This window comes from Lachnospira sp. CLA-JM-H23, from assembly GCF_040096425.1.
GTDB lineage: Bacteria > Bacillota > Clostridia > Lachnospirales > Lachnospiraceae > Lachnospira > Lachnospira rogosae.
Window position 1 is genome coordinate 230,521 of record NZ_JBBMET010000005.1, and the last position, 22,491, is coordinate 253,011.

Sequence of the window (22,491 nt, forward strand, 5' to 3'; positions counted from 1 at the left end):
TGTAGTATGAAAGAACATAGTATCCAAAGTGATTTGAATAAAATTGACTTTATAAAATGTGAAAATATTAAGATGGGTGATGTATTACATTATTGTATTAATGAAGAACATACAAAAGAAAGATATAAAATAATAAGAATATTAAAAAATATTTTTTTAAAAGACTCTTATAAATATATTAATAATGGTAGAGCAGATATGTTAGCGTTATGTTCGGGCGATTATAATCATAGACCTGAGCATAAGAGCGCATTTAAAAATGTAGTTGCGTTAACTGATAACAATATGATAATGATTTGCGATAATAAGGTATTTTGCTTTAGCCAGATAAAATATATATCATTATTTATAAAATGGGTAAAACAGTTAAAAAGTATTTTTACAGAGTTAGATGAGAGGTTATATTATAGTGGACAGATACTTAAAGTGTTTGTTGCTTATAATGATTGGCAAAATATATGTAAGAAAAATAATATAGCTGTTAGATTATTAATGACTTATTGTGATGTGATGCCAGTTGACAGTTATTTTACACAAAAGTTTAACAACGATAATAAAATGACAATAACATTACAACATGGTACCTTTAATATTAATAATAATTCTTGGGGATACCTAGGTTCTAGGAGTACATATTTTTTAGCTGAAAGTCAGGCAGCAAAAGATACAGCAATTGAAGCAGGTTACAAAGGTAATATGATTGTAGCAGGGTCACCACATCATTTAGGTGATAGTGGTGAAAACAAAGAAAAAGTAATGAACTCAATAGGTGTAGTGATGAATAGTCCAATGCAGCCGATTGAAGATAATTTGCAAATGCTTAAATTAGTACAAGATTATTGTAAACAGAATAATAAAAAGCTATATATAAAATGGCATCCAGCGGATGACAATAGTAAATATTTAAATATTTTAGATAAGGATAATGTATATACATATGGTACTGAAATTAGCATAGACAATTTTTGCTCAATGATGGAGATAGTGGTTGTATCAGCATCAACTTCATTTTTAACAGCTATTAAATTAGGTATTCCAACCTTTTTGTTTATAAGAAAAGAAAATGATATAAATTTGTTCCCTAAAACTGATTATGTTAAATTTTCTAATATAAAAGAATTGGAAAAACTTATTTCTGAAATAAATACAGAATTTTATAATCAGAAAGTGATGGAAATAAAGCAGTATTTGATTGGCACAAATAACTTAAAAGAAAATTATAGGAATATAATAAACAAAATAAGAGAAACAGGTTAAATAGAACAATTGAAAGGAAAAAGAAGTTGTTAAAAAAAATAAAGCTATTTTATAACAAAATACCACAAGGGATAAAAGCAAGTATATGGTTTACTGTTTGCAGTATTATTCAGAAAGGGATTCAGTTAATTACGGTTCCTTTTTTTACAAGAATATTGACAGCAGAACAATACGGACAATATTCGTTATATCAATCTTGGCTTAGTATAATTAGTATTTTTGCAACATTAAATCTTTCATCTGGAGTATTTAATAACGGAATGTTGAAATATAAAGAAGAAAGGACAAAGTATATTTCTTCTATGCAGGGATTATCAACAATTGTTTCTCTATTAGTTATAGGTGTTTATATAAGTTGTAAAAATATGTGGAATAAAATAATAGGGTTACCAGATATAGTTATAGTTGCGATGCTTATAGAAATATTTTTTACACCAGCATTTCAGTTTTGGTCAATGAAACAAAGATATTTATTCAAATATAAGGCGTTAGTAATTATAACTTTGGTAATTGCAGTTTTTAATCCAGTAGTTGGTTTGATTGCCGTTAGTAATACAAGCCAAAAGGGAATAGCTAGAATTTTATCGGTTGTAGTTGTAAATGTTTTTGTTGGACTATTTTTTTATATTTATAATTTTATAAAGGGAAAGACTTTTTATTATAAAGAATATTGGAAATTTGCATTACTGTTTAATCTTCCTCTAATACCACATTATTTGTCAATGGTTGTATTGTCACAGGCAGATAGGATTATGATTGAAAAAATGTTTGGTCAGGAAAAAATTGCTATATATAGTGTTGCTTATTCAGTATCGATGGTTATGAATATTATTGTTACTAGCATCAATTCTTCATATGTTCCTTGGACTTATCAAAAAATTGAAAATGGACAATATAAAGAATTTAGAAAAATGTCAAATATATTGTTATTTATAGTCGGAATAATAACATTAATACCAATGTTGATGGCGCCAGAGATAATATCAATAATGGCACCAAACAGTTATTCAGGTGCTATATGGGTCATTCCACCAGTAGCGTTGAGCGTCTATTTTATTTTCTTATATTCTTTATTTGCTAATATAGAGTTTTATTTTGAGGAAAGTTATTTTGTTACAATAGCATCAGTATTGGGAGCGGTATTGAATATAATATTGAATATGATATTTATGCCTATATTTGGCTATATAGCAGCAGGCTATACAACATTGATTTGTTATATGATTTTTGCAATAGCACATTATTTGTTTATGAAAAAAGTGTGTAAAAAACATATTAATGGTAAGAGATTATATGATATAAAAAATATAATTATAAATATTGTTATTTTGTTATTTATTAGTGGTATAATAATGTTATTATATTCGTTTGTTTTGATTAGGTATATTATTATATTGTTAACTATTATAATTGCAGTTGCTAAAAGACAATACATTATGAATATATTGAGGCAAATAAGAAATAAATAAAAAGGTAAGGTGATAAAAATGATAACAGCAATTATTCCTGTAAGAGAAGGAAGCCGAAGGTTAAAGAATAAAAATGTAGCTCCATTTGCTGGTACTAACTTATTAATTAATAAGATTAATCAATTAAAACAAGTGAAAGAGATTACTAATATTGTAGTATCATCTGATTCTGATAATATGTTAGAAATGGCAAGGTTACAAGGAGTTAGTACACATAAAAGGGCAGTGGAATTCTGTGATGAGAAAAGTAAAACTTTTGGTGAGGTTGTAGCTCATATATGTGAGAATGTTGATGGTGATGATATATTATGGGCAACTTGTACAGCCCCTTTGGTGTTTCCTAAACAATATAAAGAAGCAATTTCTTTATATTATAAAGCTTTAGAAGATGGATATGATTCATTGGTATCTATGGAAAAGTTCAAGAGATATCTGTGGGATGATAATGGACCAATAAATTATGAATTAGGAATTAAACATGTCCCATCGCAGCAATTAAAACCATTATATTTTGTTACAGATGGAATTTTGTTAGCACCAAGAAGAAAAATGATAGAATGGAAGTATTTTCATGGGTCTAATCCATATAAATATATATTAGATAAAAGAACAAGCATTGATATAGATGATGGATTAGATTTGGCATGTGCAAGAGCTTGGTTAGATATGGATGAAAGTGTATCACAGATAGACCCTTATTCAATAGATAACTATGAAAATAGGGGGGAATAATCTCCGATTAAATTACATTGATGTTTGTTATATGTCTACTTCTAAGGAGGTGGCATAATGAAAACAGAGTGTTTTGTTCCTATCAAAGCAAATAGTGAAAGAGTTCCTGGAAAAATCTTAGAGAACTTAATGGAAAGTGCAGGATAGGCAGAAAACCATATATGCATATAGTAAATAAATATGAAGCTGTAGATATTAATACAGAAGAACATTTGCTTATTGCAGAATGTATAGGTAATATAATATATAATAAATATATTAAGAAAGACATAAATTATGAAAAAGGTATTAATAACAGGTGGAGCAGGATTTATAGGAAGTGAGTTAGTTAATCAGTTATATGATTTAGGTGAATATGAAATTACAGTGTTAGATTGTATGACAGAACAGATACACGGTTCGGATTGGCATAATTCATATTTGTATAACAAAATTAAAGATAAATGTAATTTTATATATGGTGATGTAAGAGATTATGATGTAGTAGAAAAAGCAGTAGATGGTAAAGAGTATATTATTCATTTAGCAGCGGAAACAGGAACAGGACAATCTATGTACAGAATTAATCAGTACAATGATGTTAATATTATGGGAACATCAAATCTTTTACAGGTTATTTCATCAAAAGGTGAAGATAGTAAAGTTAAAAAGATTTTATTGTCATCTTCACGTTCAGTTTATGGTGAAGGAAAGTATAGCTGTCCTAACTGTGGGATTGTCTATCCTAAGAGCAGAAAAAAGGAAACGATGTTAAATAAAGATTTTAATCTTTATTGCGATAAATGTGGTGAGAAGCTTACTTTGTTACCTACAACGGAAGACAGTGTTATTATACCTGGTTCATTGTATGCTTATACAAAATATGCACAGGAAAAAATGTTGCAGACAATGTGTCCGGCATTAGGAATAGATTATACAATATTTAGATTTCAGAATGTTTATGGAGTTGGACAATCACTTAAAAATCCATATACAGGTATTTTATCAATATTCTCTACATTATTGTTAGAGAATAAGTCTGTCAATATATTTGAAGATGGTCTTGAAAGCAGAGATTTTATTAATGTTGTTGACATTGCAAAAGGTGTTATAGCAGCTATAGATAATGCTAAGAGTAATTCGGAGATTATTAACCTTGGAAGTGGCGTTGGAACAAGTGTAATAGATATTGCTAATATGTTAAAAGAAATTTATGATAGCAATAGTGATATTAATATAACTGGTGACTTTAGAATTGGTGATATAGCACACAATATAGCTGATATACAAAAAGCTGAAGATATATTAGGATTTAAGCAGACTATATCGTTAAGAGAAGGATTAACACAATTCTGCCAATGGGTTCTTGGCGAAGATAAAGATAATAGTGGCTATGAGAATTCACTTATTGAGATGGAAAAAGCAGGGATGTTTATAAGGGGATAAATAATATTAGTTATAAAAAGTGTGAGGTATGTTATATATCTTACGCTTTTTGTATATTTGTAAACATTCTACATTATATATCTAGGGTGGAGTGTTTACGGTAAACGCTCCAACCTATGTACCTACAAATATCACGAAAAATTTGATATAACCATAATAATCCAGTTGCACAAGTTGTACGATTTTAACGAATTGTACAATTCGTACAACTATCACAAATTTTTCAGGAGGTTACAATTATTGAACGCTAAGGAGTTAGAAACACAGCACAATCTTAAAAAGTGGGCAGCTATAATAAAAGAATGCCGTTCAAGTGGCATGAAGATACTTCAGTGGCTTGAGATAAACAACATATCAAAAGACCAGTATTACTACTGGCAGAAAAAGCTTAAAGAAATATGTATTGATACTTTTGAAAGACAGGCAGCTACATTTGTGGAACTTCCTGTAACTAAAGAAGTCCCGGCATCAACAGAATTAACTATTACACATACTATATGTGAAAACAAAAATGATGGCTGTTCTTTTAAAGATAATACAATAGCTGCTGTAATAAAAACCAATGGAGTTACATTTGAAATCACTAATACTGCTACACCTGATTTTATAAAAAATCTTATAGAGGCATTTAACCATGCTTAATGATGCAGCCGGTTTTAAACGCATATTTATAGCAGCCGGCTACACGGATTTACGGAGAGGAATAGACGGACTTGCAGGAATCGTACAGTATCAGTTTGAACTTGATCCACACGATAAAGATACAATCTTTTTATTCTGCGGAAGAAAGAATGACAGGATAAAAGCACTTCTATGGGAAGGTGACGGATTTCTGCTTATGTATAAAAGGGTTGAAGAAGGCAGTTTCAAATGGCCAAGAAATGTAACAGAAGCACTGGAGATAAATGAGCAGCAGTTTGAACAGTTAATGAAAGGCTTTGAGATTATAGCAAAACGCCCGATTAAGCCACAGGATAATCCTGGAACACTGATGTAAACATTGTGCAGAAAGTAGATTTTTTATAATATAAAAAGTTTTCAAAACTATAATCGTGACAGCAAATATATGGATTATCCACTAAATGCAGGACATAAAAGAATTAATACATCCCTGTGTCCTGCCTTATGTGGATAATAGTTCTAAAGAACCAGAAATACCGGCTTTTTAGAAGTGTTATCCACCGTCATAATGACGAATCAGACAAATGCCATAAGTGGCGAAATAACACGATTTCTGCTATACTTAATGCCATGAAAAGGAGTATGTGGTTATGGAGATTAAGTATACAGAGAAAGAACTGAATAGCATAGATAAGACACTTCTTATAAAGATGTTTCTTAATCTTCAGAACCAGATGGAAACTCTTACAGTAGAAATGAAAGCACTTAATGATAAGATGCAGAAAATGATGGAACAGCTGGTGCTTGCCAATAATAACAGGTTTGGAAGAAAGACAGAAAAAATGTCTGATACAAACCAGATATGTTTTATGGAAGTAGATGGAAAGATAGTATTCTTTAATGAAGCGGAAGCAGTGTCTGATCTTGATGCAAATGAGCCGGAAGAACTGGAAATAAATGCCATACATGGAAAGAAGACAGCCGGCAAACGTGCCGTGGATATGGAAGGACTTCCTGTTGAGCGAATAGACCATTACATGACCGAAGAAGAATTAAAAGCAGAATTCGGTGAAAATGGATGGAAACAGCTTCCGGATACAGTCGTTAAAAGGTATCACTTTACACCGGCTAAGATAACAGTTGATGAGCACCATATAGGTGTATATGCCGGCAAAGAAGACGGACATATGAAGCGTGCACCACATCCAAAGGGATTACTGCCATCAAGTCCTGTAACGCCATCACTTGCAGCGGCAGTCATGAATGGCAAATATGTAAATGCTGTACCTTTATACAGGCTTGAAAAAGAGTTTGAGAGATACGGACTTGCCATAACACGCCAGAACATGGCTAACTGGATGATACGTCTTGCAGATGAATATCTAGGAGTAATGTATGATTATCTTCATATGAAGCTTTATGGATTTCATGTAATCCAGGCAGATGAGACTCCTGAGCTTGTAAACAAAGACGGCAGACCAGCCGGTTCCAAGAGCTTTATGTGGGTATACCGTTCAGGATATATGTATTCAGATGAGCAGATAGTCCTGTATGAATACCAGCGGACAAGAAATGCTTCACATCCAAGGCAGTTTCTTAAAGATTATTCCGGGGTATGTGTAACCGATGGTTATCAGGTATACCATACAGTAGAAAAGGAACTGGAAGATCTTAAGATAGCCGGATGCTGGGTACACTGCAGGCGAAAATTTGATGAGGCATTAAAGGCAGTTCCAAAGGCTGCCCAGAAAGAAAGCCTTTCATATCTGGTAATAAAACAGATACAGGCAGTCTACCGTGAAGAGGATAAGCTGAAAGAACTCAAACCAGAAGACAGACTTAAGCAGCGTCAGGTGGTAATAAAGCCACTGGTTGATGCTTTATTTGCGTACCTTAAATCAAACGAAAGAAAAGCCAGCACAGCTAAACTGAAACAGGCTGTCACTTATGCACTCAATCAGGAAAAATATCTGAGAGTATTTCTTGAAGATGGTGAAGTCCCAATGGATAACAACGCATCGGAACGTGCAATAAGGGGCTTCTGTATAGGCAAGAAGAACTGGGAAATGATAGATACAATAAATGGAGCGACATCATCAGCGATAATATACAGCATAGCAGAGACAGCCAAAGCTAATAACTTAAAGCCATATGAGTACTTTGAATATCTCTTGACCCAGATACCGGCACATATGGATGATACAGACCGCTCATTTCTGGAAGATCTTCTTCCATGGTCACCAAAGCTGCCAGAATATATCAGAAAACAAAAAGACCGTGGTTAGCGGTCTTTTAGAAGTCAAGGTATATGGGTTGGAGCGTTTACTGTTTACGAATGGATAGCTTAAAAGTAAGCGCCTTATAATCAGGCGGTATACCATATGGCATCGTTTTGCCATTATTAAAAATGAAATAAGAGCATTTCACTCCACTTTAATTATGGCAGGTTTAAATTACTTCCTGTTTCCATGGCAGAACAGCTGACAGCTGTTCATCAGTCATCTTGTAATTAGGACGATGTTCTAAAAGATATTTTAAATATTTATATATGTTCAGATTATGTGCTTTGGCCATTTCTACCATTGAATAAACTATTGCACTGGCTTCAGCTCCTGTCTGGGATTCTGAAAACAGCCAGTTCTTTCTGCCAACCGTAAATGGTCTGATAGCATTCTTTGATAAGTTATTAGAGAAGCTACAGCGGCCATCTTCAAGATATGTCTCCAGAAACGGCTTACGATTTCGGACATAAGTTACTGCTTTGTCCATTCTTGAGCTCCTTACAGGATGCTGTTTATCAAGCCACGACCAAAAAGCATCCAGTACAGGCTTTTCCTGTTCCAGACGCATTGCACCTCGTTTTTCGTATGAGAGACCCTGTTTTTTATACTTGTCCTCATATTTAAATAATTCATTGCAGAATGAAACACCCTGCACAGCTGGATTGCTGTAATCATACTCTTTGCCTTTGGGCACTGCTTCAATAAAGTACCTGCGCATATGTGCCCAACAGCAGCACCTTTTTATTCCGGACACCTTGTTGTATCCCTGATATCCATCAGTTTCAAGATATCCACAGAATCCCTCAAGGAACTCTCCGGCATTATATCCACCTCTGGTTGGCGTATATCCGTAAAGGATTATGGTTGGAAGACCATCTTCACCGGAACGGAACAGCCACATGTACGACTTGTTCTGTGGTGTTCTGTCAGGTTCTTTTAATACCTGGACAGTTGTCTCGTCAGCCATTAAAAACTGCCGCTTTAACAGTTCTTTATGCAGATGGTCATACACCGGCTTAAAATAGTTTCTGGCGCAGTAGATAATCCAATTAGCCAGCTGTGATCTGCTAAGTTCTATACCGTATTGCAGCCAGTCCTTTTCCTGTCTGTAAAGAGGCAGACCATTAGCATACTTCTGATACATAGTCCATGCGGCTGAAGATTCTGATGCAATGCTATGTTTCATTAATGCCCTGGGCACAGGAGCTTTTATAATAAATGATTCATCCTCAGCTTTACAGGCAGGGCATCCATAACGGACACTTATATGTTCAATAACCTTTACTCTGGCAGGAATGTATTCAAGTTCCCTGCGGATAACTTCACGCCCGATTTCTTCAAGGGCTGAACCACATATCTCACATATGCGTTCTTCTTCAGGAATGTCGTGAATCACCTGCTCTACATGAATTCCTTTAAGTTTTTCTGTCAAAGATTTTCTGGACTTGCGTGTATGAGATTTAACTGTGGTTTCAAGCTTTGGCATTTCCTCTTCGGATGCCACATTTTCAGCTTCATCAAACAGGCTTAACTGTCCCTCGAAATCATTACGTTTTTCACTGGATGATCCAAAGAGCTTTTTTGTAAGGTAAGCTATCTGTTCATTAAGCACTCAAACCATTCAACAAATCGAGTTACTGGATAGCCAATTAGAAAAGATTGAAGCTGAGATGACGGACATCATGAAATTTAACGATTCTGTCTATAAAATGTCAAGACCGAATGTACAAAAAATATTATATAAAAATGTACAATTAGTCTGTTTGCCTTAAATGATCTTTTAGCCTGTATGATTTTCCTGATATGGGTACTACATGTGCATGATGTAATATTCTATCCATGATTGCATTTGCAACTACTGCATCATAAAACACTCCGTCCCATTCATTAAAATTCATATTTGTAGTAAGTATTGTGCTTTTCTTTTCATAACGCATATCTATAAGCTGAAAGAACAGATTTGAATCCTCTTTGTTAATCGGCAGGTATCCTAATTCATCTATGATAAGAAGACGATATTTGCCAAAGTGTTTTAATCTTGCATCAAGGCGGTTTTCCAACTGTGCACGCTTTAATTGCTGCAATAAATCATTACATTTAATAAAATATGTGCTTGCATGTTTTTTAGCAGCTGCAATACCTATAGAAGTTGCAAGATGCGTTTTCCCAACACCGCTGGGTCCTAAAAATACGATATTTTCATTCTTTTCCAGGAAACCAAGGCTGGCAAGTTCCCTCATTTCCTGTTCATTTATACTTGGCTGAAATTCAAAGTCATAATCCTTTAGTTCTTTTACAAAAGGAAATGCTGCAGCTTTTATCATAGATTTGGAGGCATTCTGTTCTTTAAAATCAACTTCATAATTGCTCAGTTTCAATAAGCCTTCCGTAAACGATAGTCCGTTTGTTGTCACAAAATCTCTTATTTCATCAAGATGTAGTTTCATCTGGGTTAATTTCAGCAGCTCCAGATTAGCAGTCAGCTGATTGTATGTACTGTTACTCATAATCATAAACCTTTCCTATAATTTCTAAATTTTCTTTTGCCCTGTCCATTATATGCTCATCCCTGAAAATATGTGATTTTCTTGCAATTGCAGCATAATGCTCAGAAATATAATTCAATTTTTTTGAACTTAATTGATGAATGGTTATGAATTCTGTGTTACAATACACGTGTATATAACCATCATATACTTGTAATGAGACAATCTTATCAATGTACTCTGGTGGTACAGAGTATTGACAGCCTTTATAATTAAACATACTTGAGTGATTGACTTTTACAGTATTTGTGGCGATCTGGTAAGGCTTTCTTATGTTATCAGCGGGCAGGCTGTTTAAGAAAGCCTTTTCTTTGTTATAATACATCAGCGGAATTCTTCCTGTTCCCTGGTTTACCTGTGCATTGACACGATTATTTATTCTTGTCACTAATTCAACTAATTTCATGTAATTCAGTTTTCCATTATAAGCTCTTATTTCATCCAGTATTTTCATGGGTGCTTCAACCTTGGCTTTAGTATGGGGATGTCTGGCAATGCAAGGCTGGACTTTAAAACCATAATCATCAGCAAACTGCTGGAATTTATTATTAACTTTACCGGTTTCAAAGGCATCATCAAGAAATGAAAAGAGTATTTCCTGGTTTTTTGAAAGTGAAACTCTGTATACACGAAATCTTGAATACGAAAGTAATAGAACAAAAATGTTTACGTCTATAGTTTCACCAGAAGAAAGGATAAATGGAATTGATTCTTTCCAGTCCAGCTGAGCCTGTTTACCCATAGGTGTTTCATATCTGATGGTAACCTTATTGGTATTTGATGGTCTGCTTTTTCTGAAATAGGAATCGAATTCAGGATATTTTCTAAGATAATGACAAAAGTTACAATAAACACCCGTAAAGCCATGGTTATCGACCAGGTACTGCCATAATACTTTTCTATAGTAGAATACCTGCTGATTTTTATCAGATAACAACTCTGCAATAGTGTCATAAAAAGGTGTAATACAGTCGTCACAATTTCTTGTTTCCGGCTTTGTATATCCATTTATATATTTATCAACAGTACGCCTATCTACCTCCAATTCTCTAGCTATTTGACTTTTATTAATCTTCAATGTGCCATCCTCCAAAAATGGTTTTAATTTGTATAGGTCATTGACACTTTCTATTCTTATATCTGTTATGATTTGATGCTTTAGTATCATTATGAGTTCCTCCTTGCAACTCATATATCATAACATTTGTACATTCTTATTTAATATTTATTGTACATACTTAAGTATAACTTTATACTGTCATCATGACCATTCCTGGTATCGGTTATATCAATGGTGGAATGATCCTTGGTGAAATAGGTGATATGCACCGTTTCTCCAATCCAAACAAGCTGCTTGCTTTTGCAGGTCTGGATCCTTCTGTTTATCAGTCTGGTAACTTTCAGGCTAAAACAACAAGGATGTCAAAACGCGGCTCTCGTGTTTTACGATATGCCCTTGTAAATGCAGCTTGGAACGTTGTCAGAAACAACGCTACCTTCAAGGCTTATTATGATGCCAAGAGGGCTGAAGGCCGGTCTCATTACAATGCACTTGGGCACTGTGCCGGCAAGCTTGTCAGAGTCATCTGGAAAATGCTCACTGACGAAGTAGAATTTAACCTCGAATAAGAGGTCTGTATATCAATATCGATAGATTTTGAAAAAGCACCTTAAGGGAGCTTTATTAAAGTTACCCTTTTTTGCCACCGATATGAAAAAGAAATTTTCTGCTAATTTATGGTTGACTTTTCATAGCTGGTCTCCTTTATGTATTTTAAAAATATATCATAATTGATTAAAAATAGTAATATATTATTACAAAATACAAAAACAATGAGTGTGTGTGATGATATCAGAATAGTTTCAATATGTACAGATTATTAAAGATTATTCTGGCGAGGTTGTTTTTGTTGAAATTAATTATGGCGTTGGTAAAGCTTGAATATATAAAACTGACTTGAAATTATGGAGGAGAAAAGTGTTAATTTTAAATGTACCATATAAAGAAAAAGATCAGGCAAAGGCACTTGGAGCAAAATGGAATCCAGACATAAAGAAATGGTATGTACAGAACAGGCAGGATTATGTTAAGTTTTGTAAATGGGTTGTGCCACAAGGAAATATAATAGTTTGTAATAATCTTTATGTGTTAGAAGGAAGACAGAGCTGTTTTAAATGTGGTAAGGAAACAAGAGTTATTGGTTTTGGAATAGAAGATTTTTATGATTTTAGTGATTATGATGTGGAGGAGAGCTCCTTAGATGAAGTTGAGTATTGGAGTGGGGTAATAAGAATGGCAGGTCATATCAATCCGATTCCAGAGAAAATACTTATATATCTTCAAAAGAATTATAATTATAAGATGAGATATTCTAAAACAACTAATGAAAGTCACATAAACAATTGTTGTGATAATTGTGATGTGCTTCAGGGAGATTTTTATTTGTTTTCTGAGGTGGATAGCCCGTTTTGGATAGATTCAGAAGAAAAAGTAAAGGCTTTGAAGATATATAAGATACCATTGAAACAGGATATTATAATAGATGCGAATATTGGATATTCAAATACGGATGAGTGGTTAAAGCTATATGGAAATATAGAATTATTAGATATTGAAAAATATATTGGATAAAATTTGCTGGAGCAATTCAGCAGATTGAATTAATAAAAAGACAGTATAAAAAACGCCTGTAGCTACTAATAAATCGCCCCAAAAGCAATCGTAAAAAAATACGATTGTTTTTTTGTGCATTTCTGCATATAATATATTTAATAAGAACAAAATGGAGGCAATTGATATGCGTGAAACAAGGACATTAGAGTTCAAAGAAACGATTACGAACACATTTTTAAAAACAGTCAGTGCCTTTTCAAATTATGACGGCGGAATAATCCTTTTTGGAGTAGATGATGATGGGAATATAAAAGGTTTGTCAGATGTAAAGCAAGCTTGCCTGGATATTGAAAACAAAATAAATGACAGCATTACACCGCAGCCGGACTATATGCTTGAGATACAGAATAATGATCAGATGATAAAACTTACTGTGAAAAGCGGATTCCATAAACCATATCTATATAAATCGAAAGCATACAAGCGTAATGATACAGCAACGATAGAGGTAGATACATTGGAATTTTCAAGGCTCGTATTGGACGGAAAAAATATTCGATTCGAGGAATTGCCTTGCCAATATCAGGAGCTGTCCTTTGAAATTTTACATCGTAAGTTGAAAGAAAATATCCGGATTAAAAATTTTGATAAGGATACGTTGAAGACATTAAACTTATATGATGATGTAAATGGATTCAATAATGCAGCAGGGATTTTAGCAGATAATAATCATTTTCCGGGAATTGATATTGTTAAATTCGGAGAAAACATCAGTATTATTCAAAAAAGGTCAACTTTTGAAAATATATCAGTTTTAGAGGTATATGAAAAAGCAATCGATGTATTCAGGGACTATTACCAGTATGAAGTTATACAAGGTGCTGCTCGAAAGAAGATGGACAAAATACCGGAAGAGGCTTTCCGAGAAGCAATCGCAAATGCTTTGATTCATAGGGTATGGGATGTAGATTCGCAAATTAGAGTTTTGATGTTTGATGATCGAATCGAAATTGTTTCTCCAGGTGGGTTACCATCTGGAATAACAGAGGAAGAATATCTATCTGGTAAACTTTCTGTTTTAAGAAATAGAAATCTTGCAAATGTATTTTACAGATTGGGATTCGTAGAGATATTTGGAACGGGAATTACAAGAATAAAACAGTTGTATGCGGAAGGCTTGATAAAACCGGCGTTTGAAGTTTCAGAAAATGCTATAAAAATTGTGCTTCCGATATTTGAAAAAAATGCTGATCTGACAGAAGATGAAATCGTTATCTATAAACTTTTAAGCAAGACGATGCTAAAGCCAATCAGTGAAGTTGCACCATATGCACCTTTTGGTAAATCAAAGACAACAAAGCTGCTAAAAGAAATGTGTCAAAAAGGTGTTATTACAGTGGAAGGCAAAGGCAAAGGCACTAAATATATTATTAGCTAAGATTAAAATTTCCTAAGCAGTGTTTATGTTTTTTTGCGGGCGTATAATTATATAAAAGAGATTTTATATTGCTAAATGCTGTGAAAAAAGTTGGATTTTAAGAATACTTTTCGAGATATGACCTAGAAGAGATTCTGGTTGGATTCGCACCAACAGGGAAAGATTTCTCTATTAAAACGGCAGTTCATATCCGTAGAATATTTGAAAAATTCGGATATTATTGAGCCGATATCTGGACACGGAAAAGGCAAATATAAGTTTAAAAATCAATAATCAGTTTGAGGTGTTGGCAAAATGCGATTTTCTATTTTATGAGAGTAAGGATTAAGAAATAGTAAATTATGATACAGTAAAGGGAATTCCAGAAGATGATGATAGAATTGAATTGTTAAGATTACTTGAAATAGAGACTAGTCAACCAGATTTGGAATCAATTGAGAAACAGTTGATAGAGGAAACTCAGCCAGATAAAGAATATCTACCTATTGATGTATCTGAAAGAGTAAGAAAAGATGTGTTCTGGAATGGTAACATTATATGTGATTACGGTGGCTGTAATATTGGTTGGAAAAGTATTGTGGACCTGTTATAAAGAAGAGGGGGATTTTTATGTTATTCAATTATATTCCTTGGATATATAAAGTTATAATAGAAATTCTTAATACAATAGATATAATAAGTATAAGACCGACAATCCAATAAAGTAAAGACGAGGAGTGAGGGCAATTATGAAGGACTTAAATATTTCTGTTGGAGTATCGGATTTTACAGAAATTCGGAAGAATGGATATTATTATATAGATAAATCGGAATTTATAAAGGATATTTTAAAAACAGCTTCTACTAAGGTTACTTTGATTACAAGACCACGGAGGTTTGGAAAAACATTAGCAATGAGTATGCTTGATTCATAATTTGATATTCGCAAAGACAGTAAACAATTATTTGATGGATTAGAAATATCACGGAATCAGGTTTTATGTAGTGAATGGATGAATAAATATCCAACAATCTTTGTGTCGTTCAGACAAGTTGAAGGACTTGATTTTAAAGGTGCTTACGATATACTTACAGTAGTTATTTCTAATCTTTTTAATGAATATATTTATCTCCTTCACAGTAAGAAAGCAACTGAATTTCAGAAGACTTCATTTAAGAATTTACTTAGTGGTAATGCATCTGTAAAAGAAGTTAAGAGTAGTATATATCTTCTTATGAATATGATGAATGATTATTATAATGAACCGGTCATTCTGCTTATAGATGAATATGATGTTCCAGTAGTAAAGGCTAATAATAATGGTTACTATAATGAAATGTTAGATGTTATGAAAAGTCTTATGCAGACAGTAAAGGATAATAAAACACTTAAGTTTGCTATTATTACGGGATGTCTTAGAATTGAGAAGGAAAGCATATTTACAGGTATGAACAATTTTGTTTCAGATACGATTGTGTCTTCGCGTTTGAATGGATATTTCGGTTTTACTCAGAAAGAGGTTAATAAAATTCTAAGTGATGCAGATGCAATAACGTATGCTGATATTATAAAAGAATGGTATGATGGATATCATTTTGGTAATTATGATATATATTGAAGGAACACTGCCAGTTGGAGGATTGTCATCTTCAGCGGCAGTTATTCTTACATATCTTAATGCTGTATGTATAGCTAATGATATTCAGATTACAAGGCCTGAGATTATAAGTAATGCTATATGGGCGGAGCGTAATTATATAGGAGTTAATGTCGGCAAGCTTGACCAGAGCTGTGAGGTATATTGCAGGAAAAATGGCCTATTATTTCTTGATACACTGGATGATTCCAATGAGATTATACCGGTAAGTTCCAATATGAAACCATTTGAGATTATGATTGTATTTGGTGGAAAGGAAAGACAGCTTGCTGGTTCTGCATATAATACCAGAGTTGATGAGTGCAAGGCGGCGGCGTATGCATTACAGGCGTATGCAGGTATGGATTATGGTAATTATAAAGATACATATTTAAGAAATGTACCTATAGGCGTTTATTTGCAGTACAAGGACAGGCTTCCAGAGAACTGGAGAAAAAGAGCAGAGCATTTTTATGGTGAAAGACAGAGAGTGAAAGACGGAATTAAGGCCTGGAAGAAAGGTGATATTGAAGAATTCGGACAACTTATGTTCCAGTCTAGAAGAAGTTCCATAGAGCTTTATGAAACTGGCTCTGATAATCTGAGAGATTTACAGGATATATTTGAAAATACAGATGGAATATATGGCGGAAGATTTTCTGGTGCAGGCTTTAATGGTTCAAGTATTGCTCTTATTAATCCAGATAAGAAAGAAGAGATTGCTGATAAGGTAAGAAAAGAGTATATAAAGAGGCATCCTAATTTAGAGAAGGATTTTGCTATTTATTTTGTTAATACAGCAGATGGAGTTAGATTGTAAGAATCTGATTCTGATGAGAATGTAAGGTGTATATATTATTCACCTTGCATTTTTTTACTATTATAGAATAGTTTAAATAATATTATTATATTGACAGAATTTTAATTGTGTAATATTATAATAATAAAAGAAATAGTAATACTAAAGTTATAGCGTAAAGAGGCAGGTATGAAATTTATATTTGGGACATATTTAGAGAATAGCATTGGTACTTATAAAAATATTATTAAAATATATAATAGATTTATTTATGGCTGCAATGAGGATATAATATTGGATTTTTCCAATACTAAAAGATTTGAAAGCAATTTAATGGCTGTTTTATATCTTGTAATAGAAGATGCATATAAGAAAAATATAGATGTCAAATTTATTCTGCCGGATAATAAGGAATATGTTGGAAAAGATGGTGCATATAAGTGCTTTAACTATTATACTGATGAAGAATATCGTAGGTCATTTTTTAAACCAAGATGTATAGCAGGTAATCCTAACACAAAGGAAGTGGAGGATGTATTAACAAAATTTTTGTTTGAATTGGATTTATGTGAACAAGATAAAATTTCAATAATAATTAGCGAATTGATAGCTAATATAAAAATGCACGTTATTAATAGAAAAATAAATTGTAAAGGCTTTATGAGTTCGACTGTTATTAGAAAAAATAGTTCTTTATATATTACAATTGTAAATAATGGTCGAAGTATACGAAATATATTAATAGATAATGGGATAATATTTAATACTGATATAGATGCAATATATTGGATACTCAAGAAGACTAATTCTACAAGAAGGTATGATGAAACAGGAGGGCTGGGGTTGTATCTGGTGAGGAAATATATAAGTGAACTTGGTGGGGATATAATAATCTGTTCAGGTAGCGAGATTATATCATTGGAAAATGGAGGCTACATATTGGAAGATGAAAATTATTATCTAAGAGAAAATAAGTCGGAAATAATTAATGATGCTTTTGAAGGGACATTTATTACACTAAGGATTCCATATAAGAAAAATATGTTTGCTAGTGATAAATCTCAAAATCAAGAGACAGATACTGATTTGATAAATATTTTAAAGGAGTAGAGATATGGATTGTATTAAAGATTTTTTGGATGATAGTTATCAGGCAAAACTTAGAAAATTTGCACAGGGATTGAGCGAAAGGCATGAAGATACAATAGATAGTTATAGAAAATTATTTATAACACATTATAATTATGTCAAATATGAAAATGAAAAATGTAAAGAATGTAGTTTGTTGAAAAGTTGTAAGCAGATAAGAAATAAAATTTCAGACATTGAAGAAAAAGACATAGAAGATTTTTTTAACTGCGTTAAGGAGATATATTTGAAATGGATTAATTCAAACCCAGTTGATGCTATTAATGCATTTGAAGATTTATTAAATAAACATAATTTATTAGGGTATGAAAAAGAACTCAGTAAAGAGCAGATATATTTTAAAGCTCGTAATTCAGACAAAGTATTAACTCGTTGGGATATGTTTCATATACCGTTTAATAAAAGATATTTAATAGGTAATCAAAGGTATAGCCTGACAGGACAGCCAATGTTATACATAGGAAGCTCTGTGATAGATGTAGCGACAGAGATAGATGTAAAAGATATTAATAATTTAAAAGTATCAGTTGTAAGACTTCCTGATAATAATTTTAAGATATATGATTTAAGATGCAGTATATTAGATGTGTATACTGAAATTTCATTTAATAATATGACAGAAAGTGAAAAAAGAACATATACAAGTTCAGATTTCTTTAAAATGATATTGGCATCTGTATGTAGTTTTCAAAAGAAAAGTGAATTAAAAGGGTATAGCTTCTGCGAAGAATATATAATACCACAGATATTAGCTCTTATTTTAAAAAATAATAATTATAATGGCATATCATATACATCTACTAAGAAGTATTATGAATATATTGCGACAAAAAGTGATAATTATAAAGAAAATATTGCAATTTTTACTAAATTAGATAGTGAACATGTGTATGATAGAGAATTATATGATAAAATAAATTTGACTGTTCCAGTTGATATAAGTAAAATTGATATAATAACGGAAGATGAGATTATAGATTTGCTAAAAGAGATTGAAAAATTACATTCACAAGAAAAAATAACATGTTCTCAAAAAATTTATAGCTCATATAAATATATAAGTGATGAAGTGTCAGTTGGCGGCAAGGAATATTCTGATACGGATTATGGAAAAATACATTTATATGAATTATATACAGTGCTTAACAACATTCTTGTGGAATAGGAGATGAATTGTATGAATAATGCTGATAAAAACATAGAATTAAAAGTTAAAGAAATAATAGATTCAAAAATTGCATTTGATGATTCCAATGGAGATAAATTATTTGAAAAAATTATTGAGGTTACCAATGGCAATTCCCAAACTGTAATTTTAGATTTTGATGGTATTGATTTGGTTAATACTGCGTTTTTAAATAATGCAATAGGTAGATTATTTGACAAAGAAGTTTATAATATTGAAAAAAATAGAGTGCTTATTCGTAATATGGATGATACTAAAAAAGATTTATTAAAAGAAACAATATCGAATGCGGTAAAGAGATATTCAGATAGAGTTTCATAAAATATATAATATAAAATATAATAATACGAGGAATGATTATGAAATGTATAGTATTAGCAGCAGGTTATGCAACAAGATTATATCCATTAACAGAGAATTTTCCAAAGCCATTATTAGATGTTAAAGGGAAAAGTATATTGGACTGGCTGTTAGAAGATGTTAAATCAACGGGTATGGTTGATGAAGCTATTATTGTGTCTAATCACAAGTTCTATAATATATTTAAAGATTGGACAGATAAGGCAGATAATTTATCAGGTGCAATGAAGCTTACTCTGTTGGACGATGGTTCAACAGATAATGATAACAGGTTTGGGGCTGTTAAAGATATAGCATTTGCAATTAATAAGTGTCAATTGATCAAGGAATGCAACGAAGATGAGAAGAATGATGGTGTGCTTGTGCTTGCAGGAGATAATTTGCTTGATTTTTCAATTAAAGGATTTCTTGATTTTTATAAAGAAAAACGTGCAACCTGTATAATGAGACATTTTGAGCCATCATTAGAAAAGTTACAGCGTACAGGAGTTGTCGAGGTTAATGATTATGATAAGGTTATTTCAATGGAAGAAAAGCCGGCAAAGCCAAAGAGTAATTGGGCAGTTCCACCATTTTACATATATGGTAAAGATGATTTGCCAGTGATTGTTAATTGTGTCAATGACGAGGAGATTAATCTTGATGCACCAGGTGGATTTATCGAGTGGTTCTGTAAAAAACGTGAAGTCTATGCGTATGAAATGCCAGGAAAAAGGTATGATATAGGTAATAGAGAAAGTCTGGAATGGATTAGGGAGAATTATTAAAAATAATAAACCAAGAGGTTGTTTATGGAATATAGAAAAATATATATTGAGAATTTTGTAAAAATAAGGAGTGCAGAGATTGAGCTTGCTCCTATGTTGCTTTTTGTTGGTGATAATAATAGTGGAAAAAGTTATCTGACATCATTGATATGGGGACTTCAGAATTATGGAAGAACAGAATTTTTTTCACCCCAAAATATGAGAAAAAGCACTTTTTATAAAGAAATTTATGATTGGATTGATAATAACATTGGTAATTCTGTTACTGGAGATTGCAGCTTAGAATTAAAAGAATATGGCGCTATTATTCAGAATTTAATTAATGATTGTCTTGATTATGAAAAGAAGAATTTTGTGAAATGGCTTTTTAATACAGACGAAGTCGGTATAGATAAGATGCAGATAATGATACCGGCTTTAGAGTCGGTTAAAGTTGAATTCAGCATTAAACATAATAAAAAATTACTGGAAAATGATAGCGAAACTGAGCGTATTGAATTAACTATGCAGATAGCTCAAAAAAGAAGAAGAAGCAGAGCAGTATGTCTGTTTTCTGCATTAGATGAATTACATGACGTACACAATATTGAGTTTATGATGTCTGTGCTATGTTATTTCTTATTAGGAACTAATTATTCTAAGGATACATCTATATACCTTCCGGCATCAAGAACTGGTTTTATGTTGACCAAGGATATTATTAATCAGGTAGGAAGAGACAATACATTTAATGAAACACAGGGGAATATTATTACGCCGTTTACACGTCCTATTAATAATTTCCTTACAGTTATTAATAATTTATCGCAATATTCGCAGACAAAGAATGATAAGTATGGTGGTATAGTTGGTTATATAGAGACTGATATGGCAGATGGAGTGATTGCTGTGTCAGATTTACCTAACAAGGAAGTTAGATATGTTCCTAATGGACGAAGCAAAAGTCTGCCATTAAGAGTTGTATCGGGCGTTGTAACGGAATTATCACCACTATTGTTATTATTAAAATACAGTAGAAAAATTACTAATATATTTTATGAAGAACCAGAAATAGGTCTGCATCCACAATTACAGAAGGCTATGGGAAGAGTATTATGCAGAATTGTGAATTCTGGAATTAACGTATGTATGACAACACATAGTGATTTAATAATACAGCATATTAATAATATGATTGCCTTGAATAATAATTCTGAAAATGAGAAGTTAATGGAAAAATACAATTATTCATATGAAGATTTGCTTGATTATAGGAAAGTCAGAGTATATCAATTTAATACAGAAGTGTTTAGGGCAAAAAAAAGAACAATTCTAGAAGAAGTTGAATGTGGTGTTAATGGGTTTGCAGTACCAACTTTTAATGATACTTTAGATGATATAACTGATGAGGCGTATAATATACAGGAGTAAATAATTTGCAATGATATTATAAAAAATAATTGCTGTTATAGATACTTGTAAATATGTGGTAAATGTACATTAGAGTGGGAATTAATATGAAAAAAAGAATACAGTTTATAATCGATGAATTATTAAAAGAAAATTTTATTACAGTAAAAGAAGATGATAATGTCATTATTCTTGAAGAGAATGAAGAAGGCGGAGAAAGCAGACTTAAATTTAAGACAAAATCTAGTAATACAATGACAATAGAGAATATAGATAAAAAACATACGGAAATGTACTTTTTTAAAGATACTTCTAAGTTTTCAATGTATAAAAGAGTTGATCATATTATTATGGATAATGTGGATATACAAAATAATAAATGGGATATTTATTTAATTGAAATGAAATCTAATATAGCAGATAATACATGGATGGAAGTTAAAGGCAAATTTAGGGCAAGTTATTTATTTATAAAAGCATTTGCAGCAATGATTGAAATTAATATAAATAATGTGTATATGTATACAACTTATAGGAAAGCACATTTTGAAAGTTGTACAATTCCTTCATCAAAGAGAATAAGAACTGGAACAAGGAATGTACCTCATATTGAAGAATTTGAGGGTGATAAATTCGCTATAAATCTAGGGGAATATATTAAATTTAAGCATACACCTATTCTGATGAGAGATGATATTACCGAACATAGACTTATAGGAGAATATGAAGTATCTGATTAATTAATCTGACATTTTGCAAAATAATTAACAAATTTTTATTTTTGTATGGTAAATATACTTGAATTATGATATTATTACAATATCGGTGTTATATAGACTTG

20 protein-coding genes and 2 pseudogenes are annotated in these 22,491 nt (G+C 32.0%); 19 read left to right on the forward strand and 3 right to left on the reverse strand.

The window, feature by feature from the left end:
• Window positions 1-6: 6 nt before the first annotated feature.
• The 7 genes from WMO42_RS08465 to WMO42_RS08495 all read left to right on the forward strand — a co-directional run bounded on the left by WMO42_RS08465 (window position 7) and on the right by WMO42_RS08495 (window position 7,789).
• On the forward strand, window positions 7-1,257 hold the full coding sequence (locus WMO42_RS08465; RefSeq protein ID WP_055174143.1) for a hypothetical protein: 1,251 nt from the start codon (window positions 7-9) through the stop codon (window positions 1,255-1,257).
• Between the two features lie 26 nt (window positions 1,258-1,283).
• Window positions 1,284-2,726, forward strand: a complete 1,443-nt coding sequence (locus WMO42_RS08470; RefSeq protein WP_055174144.1) for an oligosaccharide flippase family protein — start codon at window positions 1,284-1,286, stop codon at window positions 2,724-2,726.
• 18 nt (window positions 2,727-2,744) lie between these two features.
• Window positions 2,745-3,458 carry an acylneuraminate cytidylyltransferase gene (locus WMO42_RS08475; protein WP_055174145.1) on the forward strand — a complete coding sequence of 238 codons (714 nt, stop codon included), beginning with the start codon at window positions 2,745-2,747 and terminating at the stop codon, window positions 3,456-3,458.
• A 276-nt stretch (window positions 3,459-3,734) separates the two neighbouring features.
• Window positions 3,735-4,883 (forward strand): NAD-dependent epimerase/dehydratase family protein, encoded by a 1,149-nt coding sequence (locus WMO42_RS08480; RefSeq protein WP_207643408.1) that lies wholly within the window; start codon window positions 3,735-3,737, stop codon window positions 4,881-4,883.
• A 240-nt stretch (window positions 4,884-5,123) separates the two neighbouring features.
• Window positions 5,124-5,525 carry a hypothetical protein gene (locus tag WMO42_RS08485; protein WP_055174147.1) on the forward strand — a complete coding sequence of 134 codons (402 nt, stop codon included), beginning with the start codon at window positions 5,124-5,126 and terminating at the stop codon, window positions 5,523-5,525.
• Entirely contained in the window at window positions 5,518-5,880 is a 363-nt protein-coding gene (tnpB, locus tag WMO42_RS08490) for an IS66 family insertion sequence element accessory protein TnpB (protein WP_055174148.1), read from the forward strand. The genes WMO42_RS08485 and tnpB overlap by 8 nt, the downstream gene beginning before the upstream one ends.
• 274 nt (window positions 5,881-6,154) lie before the next feature.
• On the forward strand, window positions 6,155-7,789 hold the full coding sequence (locus WMO42_RS08495; RefSeq protein ID WP_349192029.1) for an IS66 family transposase: 1,635 nt from the start codon (window positions 6,155-6,157) through the stop codon (window positions 7,787-7,789).
• A gap of 163 nt (window positions 7,790-7,952) precedes the next feature.
• Here the strand turns inward: WMO42_RS08495 and WMO42_RS08500 are convergent.
• The 3 genes and pseudogenes from WMO42_RS08500 to WMO42_RS08510 all read right to left on the reverse strand — a co-directional run.
• Window positions 7,953-9,395: pseudogene (locus tag WMO42_RS08500) on the reverse strand (IS66 family transposase); the annotation flags it as partial.
• A 145-nt stretch (window positions 9,396-9,540) separates the two neighbouring features.
• Window positions 9,541-10,293: an IS21-like element helper ATPase IstB gene (gene istB / locus WMO42_RS08505; protein WP_055174332.1), complete on the reverse strand. Its 753-nt coding sequence runs from the start codon at window positions 10,291-10,293 to the stop codon at window positions 9,541-9,543.
• Entirely contained in the window at window positions 10,286-11,500 is a 1,215-nt protein-coding gene (locus WMO42_RS08510) for an IS21 family transposase (protein WP_349172878.1), read from the reverse strand. The genes istB and WMO42_RS08510 overlap by 8 nt, the downstream gene beginning before the upstream one ends.
• A gap of 95 nt (window positions 11,501-11,595) precedes the next feature.
• Between WMO42_RS08510 and WMO42_RS08515 the strand changes: the two genes are divergently transcribed.
• From WMO42_RS08515 to WMO42_RS08570, 12 genes and pseudogenes are all read left to right on the forward strand, one after another.
• On the forward strand, window positions 11,596-11,961 hold the full coding sequence (locus tag WMO42_RS08515) for a transposase (RefSeq protein ID WP_278320105.1): 366 nt from the start codon (window positions 11,596-11,598) through the stop codon (window positions 11,959-11,961).
• 349 nt (window positions 11,962-12,310) lie between these two features.
• Window positions 12,311-12,964, forward strand: a complete 654-nt coding sequence (locus WMO42_RS08520; protein WP_055174152.1) for a DUF5710 domain-containing protein — start codon at window positions 12,311-12,313, stop codon at window positions 12,962-12,964.
• A 166-nt stretch (window positions 12,965-13,130) separates the two neighbouring features.
• A complete protein-coding gene (locus WMO42_RS08525) occupies window positions 13,131-14,384 on the forward strand; it encodes an ATP-binding protein (protein ID WP_055174153.1) in 1,254 nt (417 codons plus the stop codon).
• Between the two features lie 445 nt (window positions 14,385-14,829).
• A complete protein-coding gene (locus WMO42_RS08530; RefSeq protein ID WP_156333725.1) occupies window positions 14,830-14,976 on the forward strand; it encodes a hypothetical protein in 147 nt (48 codons plus the stop codon).
• A gap of 136 nt (window positions 14,977-15,112) precedes the next feature.
• Window positions 15,113-15,982: pseudogene (locus WMO42_RS08535) on the forward strand (AAA family ATPase).
• Window positions 15,969-16,820: a GHMP kinase gene (locus WMO42_RS08540; RefSeq protein ID WP_349172879.1), complete on the forward strand. Its 852-nt coding sequence runs from the start codon at window positions 15,969-15,971 to the stop codon at window positions 16,818-16,820. Before WMO42_RS08535 ends, WMO42_RS08540 begins: the two are co-directional and overlap by 14 nt.
• 168 nt (window positions 16,821-16,988) lie before the next feature.
• Window positions 16,989-17,909 carry an ATP-binding protein gene (locus WMO42_RS08545; RefSeq protein WP_055174157.1) on the forward strand — a complete coding sequence of 307 codons (921 nt, stop codon included), beginning with the start codon at window positions 16,989-16,991 and terminating at the stop codon, window positions 17,907-17,909.
• Window positions 17,910-17,913: 4 nt separating this feature from the next.
• Complete coding sequence (locus tag WMO42_RS08550; protein WP_055174158.1) at window positions 17,914-19,113, forward strand: hypothetical protein; 1,200 nt, start codon at window positions 17,914-17,916, stop codon at window positions 19,111-19,113.
• A gap of 12 nt (window positions 19,114-19,125) precedes the next feature.
• On the forward strand, window positions 19,126-19,455 hold the full coding sequence (locus WMO42_RS08555) for an STAS-like domain-containing protein (RefSeq protein ID WP_349192031.1): 330 nt from the start codon (window positions 19,126-19,128) through the stop codon (window positions 19,453-19,455).
• A gap of 38 nt (window positions 19,456-19,493) precedes the next feature.
• The gene (locus WMO42_RS08560) at window positions 19,494-20,261 is read left to right on the forward strand and encodes a nucleotidyltransferase family protein (RefSeq protein WP_022501498.1); all 768 of its coding nucleotides are present in this window, start codon (window positions 19,494-19,496) and stop codon (window positions 20,259-20,261) included.
• 24 nt (window positions 20,262-20,285) lie between these two features.
• Complete coding sequence (locus tag WMO42_RS08565; protein WP_022501499.1) at window positions 20,286-21,671, forward strand: AAA family ATPase; 1,386 nt, start codon at window positions 20,286-20,288, stop codon at window positions 21,669-21,671.
• 86 nt (window positions 21,672-21,757) lie between these two features.
• On the forward strand, window positions 21,758-22,390 hold the full coding sequence (locus tag WMO42_RS08570) for a hypothetical protein (RefSeq protein ID WP_022501500.1): 633 nt from the start codon (window positions 21,758-21,760) through the stop codon (window positions 22,388-22,390).
• Window positions 22,391-22,491: the final 101 nt, after the last annotated feature.

Excerpts from the sequence above, each read along its gene's own strand:
- WMO42_RS08465 (WP_055174143.1), top strand. The coding sequence starts at position 7 with ATGAAAGAACATAGTATCCAAAGTGATTTGAATAAAATTGACTTTATA.
- WMO42_RS08475 (WP_055174145.1), top strand. The coding sequence starts at position 2,745 with ATGATAACAGCAATTATTCCTGTAAGAGAAGGAAGCCGAAGGTTAAAG.
- WMO42_RS08480 (WP_207643408.1), top strand. The coding sequence starts at position 3,735 with ATGAAAAAGGTATTAATAACAGGTGGAGCAGGATTTATAGGAAGTGAG.
- tnpB (WP_055174148.1), top strand. The coding sequence starts at position 5,518 with ATGCTTAATGATGCAGCCGGTTTTAAACGCATATTTATAGCAGCCGGC.
- WMO42_RS08495 (WP_349192029.1), top strand. The coding sequence starts at position 6,155 with ATGGAGATTAAGTATACAGAGAAAGAACTGAATAGCATAGATAAGACA.
- istB (WP_055174332.1), bottom strand. The coding sequence starts at position 10,293 with ATGAGTAACAGTACATACAATCAGCTGACTGCTAATCTGGAGCTGCTG.
- WMO42_RS08510 (WP_349172878.1), bottom strand. The coding sequence starts at position 11,500 with ATGATACTAAAGCATCAAATCATAACAGATATAAGAATAGAAAGTGTC.
- WMO42_RS08515 (WP_278320105.1), top strand. The coding sequence starts at position 11,596 with ATGACCATTCCTGGTATCGGTTATATCAATGGTGGAATGATCCTTGGT.
- WMO42_RS08525 (WP_055174153.1), top strand. The coding sequence starts at position 13,131 with ATGCGTGAAACAAGGACATTAGAGTTCAAAGAAACGATTACGAACACA.
- WMO42_RS08540 (WP_349172879.1), top strand. The coding sequence starts at position 15,969 with ATGATATATATTGAAGGAACACTGCCAGTTGGAGGATTGTCATCTTCA.
- WMO42_RS08545 (WP_055174157.1), top strand. The coding sequence starts at position 16,989 with ATGAAATTTATATTTGGGACATATTTAGAGAATAGCATTGGTACTTAT.
- WMO42_RS08550 (WP_055174158.1), top strand. The coding sequence starts at position 17,914 with ATGGATTGTATTAAAGATTTTTTGGATGATAGTTATCAGGCAAAACTT.
- WMO42_RS08555 (WP_349192031.1), top strand. The coding sequence starts at position 19,126 with ATGAATAATGCTGATAAAAACATAGAATTAAAAGTTAAAGAAATAATA.
- WMO42_RS08560 (WP_022501498.1), top strand. The coding sequence starts at position 19,494 with ATGAAATGTATAGTATTAGCAGCAGGTTATGCAACAAGATTATATCCA.
- WMO42_RS08565 (WP_022501499.1), top strand. The coding sequence starts at position 20,286 with ATGGAATATAGAAAAATATATATTGAGAATTTTGTAAAAATAAGGAGT.
- WMO42_RS08570 (WP_022501500.1), top strand. The coding sequence starts at position 21,758 with ATGAAAAAAAGAATACAGTTTATAATCGATGAATTATTAAAAGAAAAT.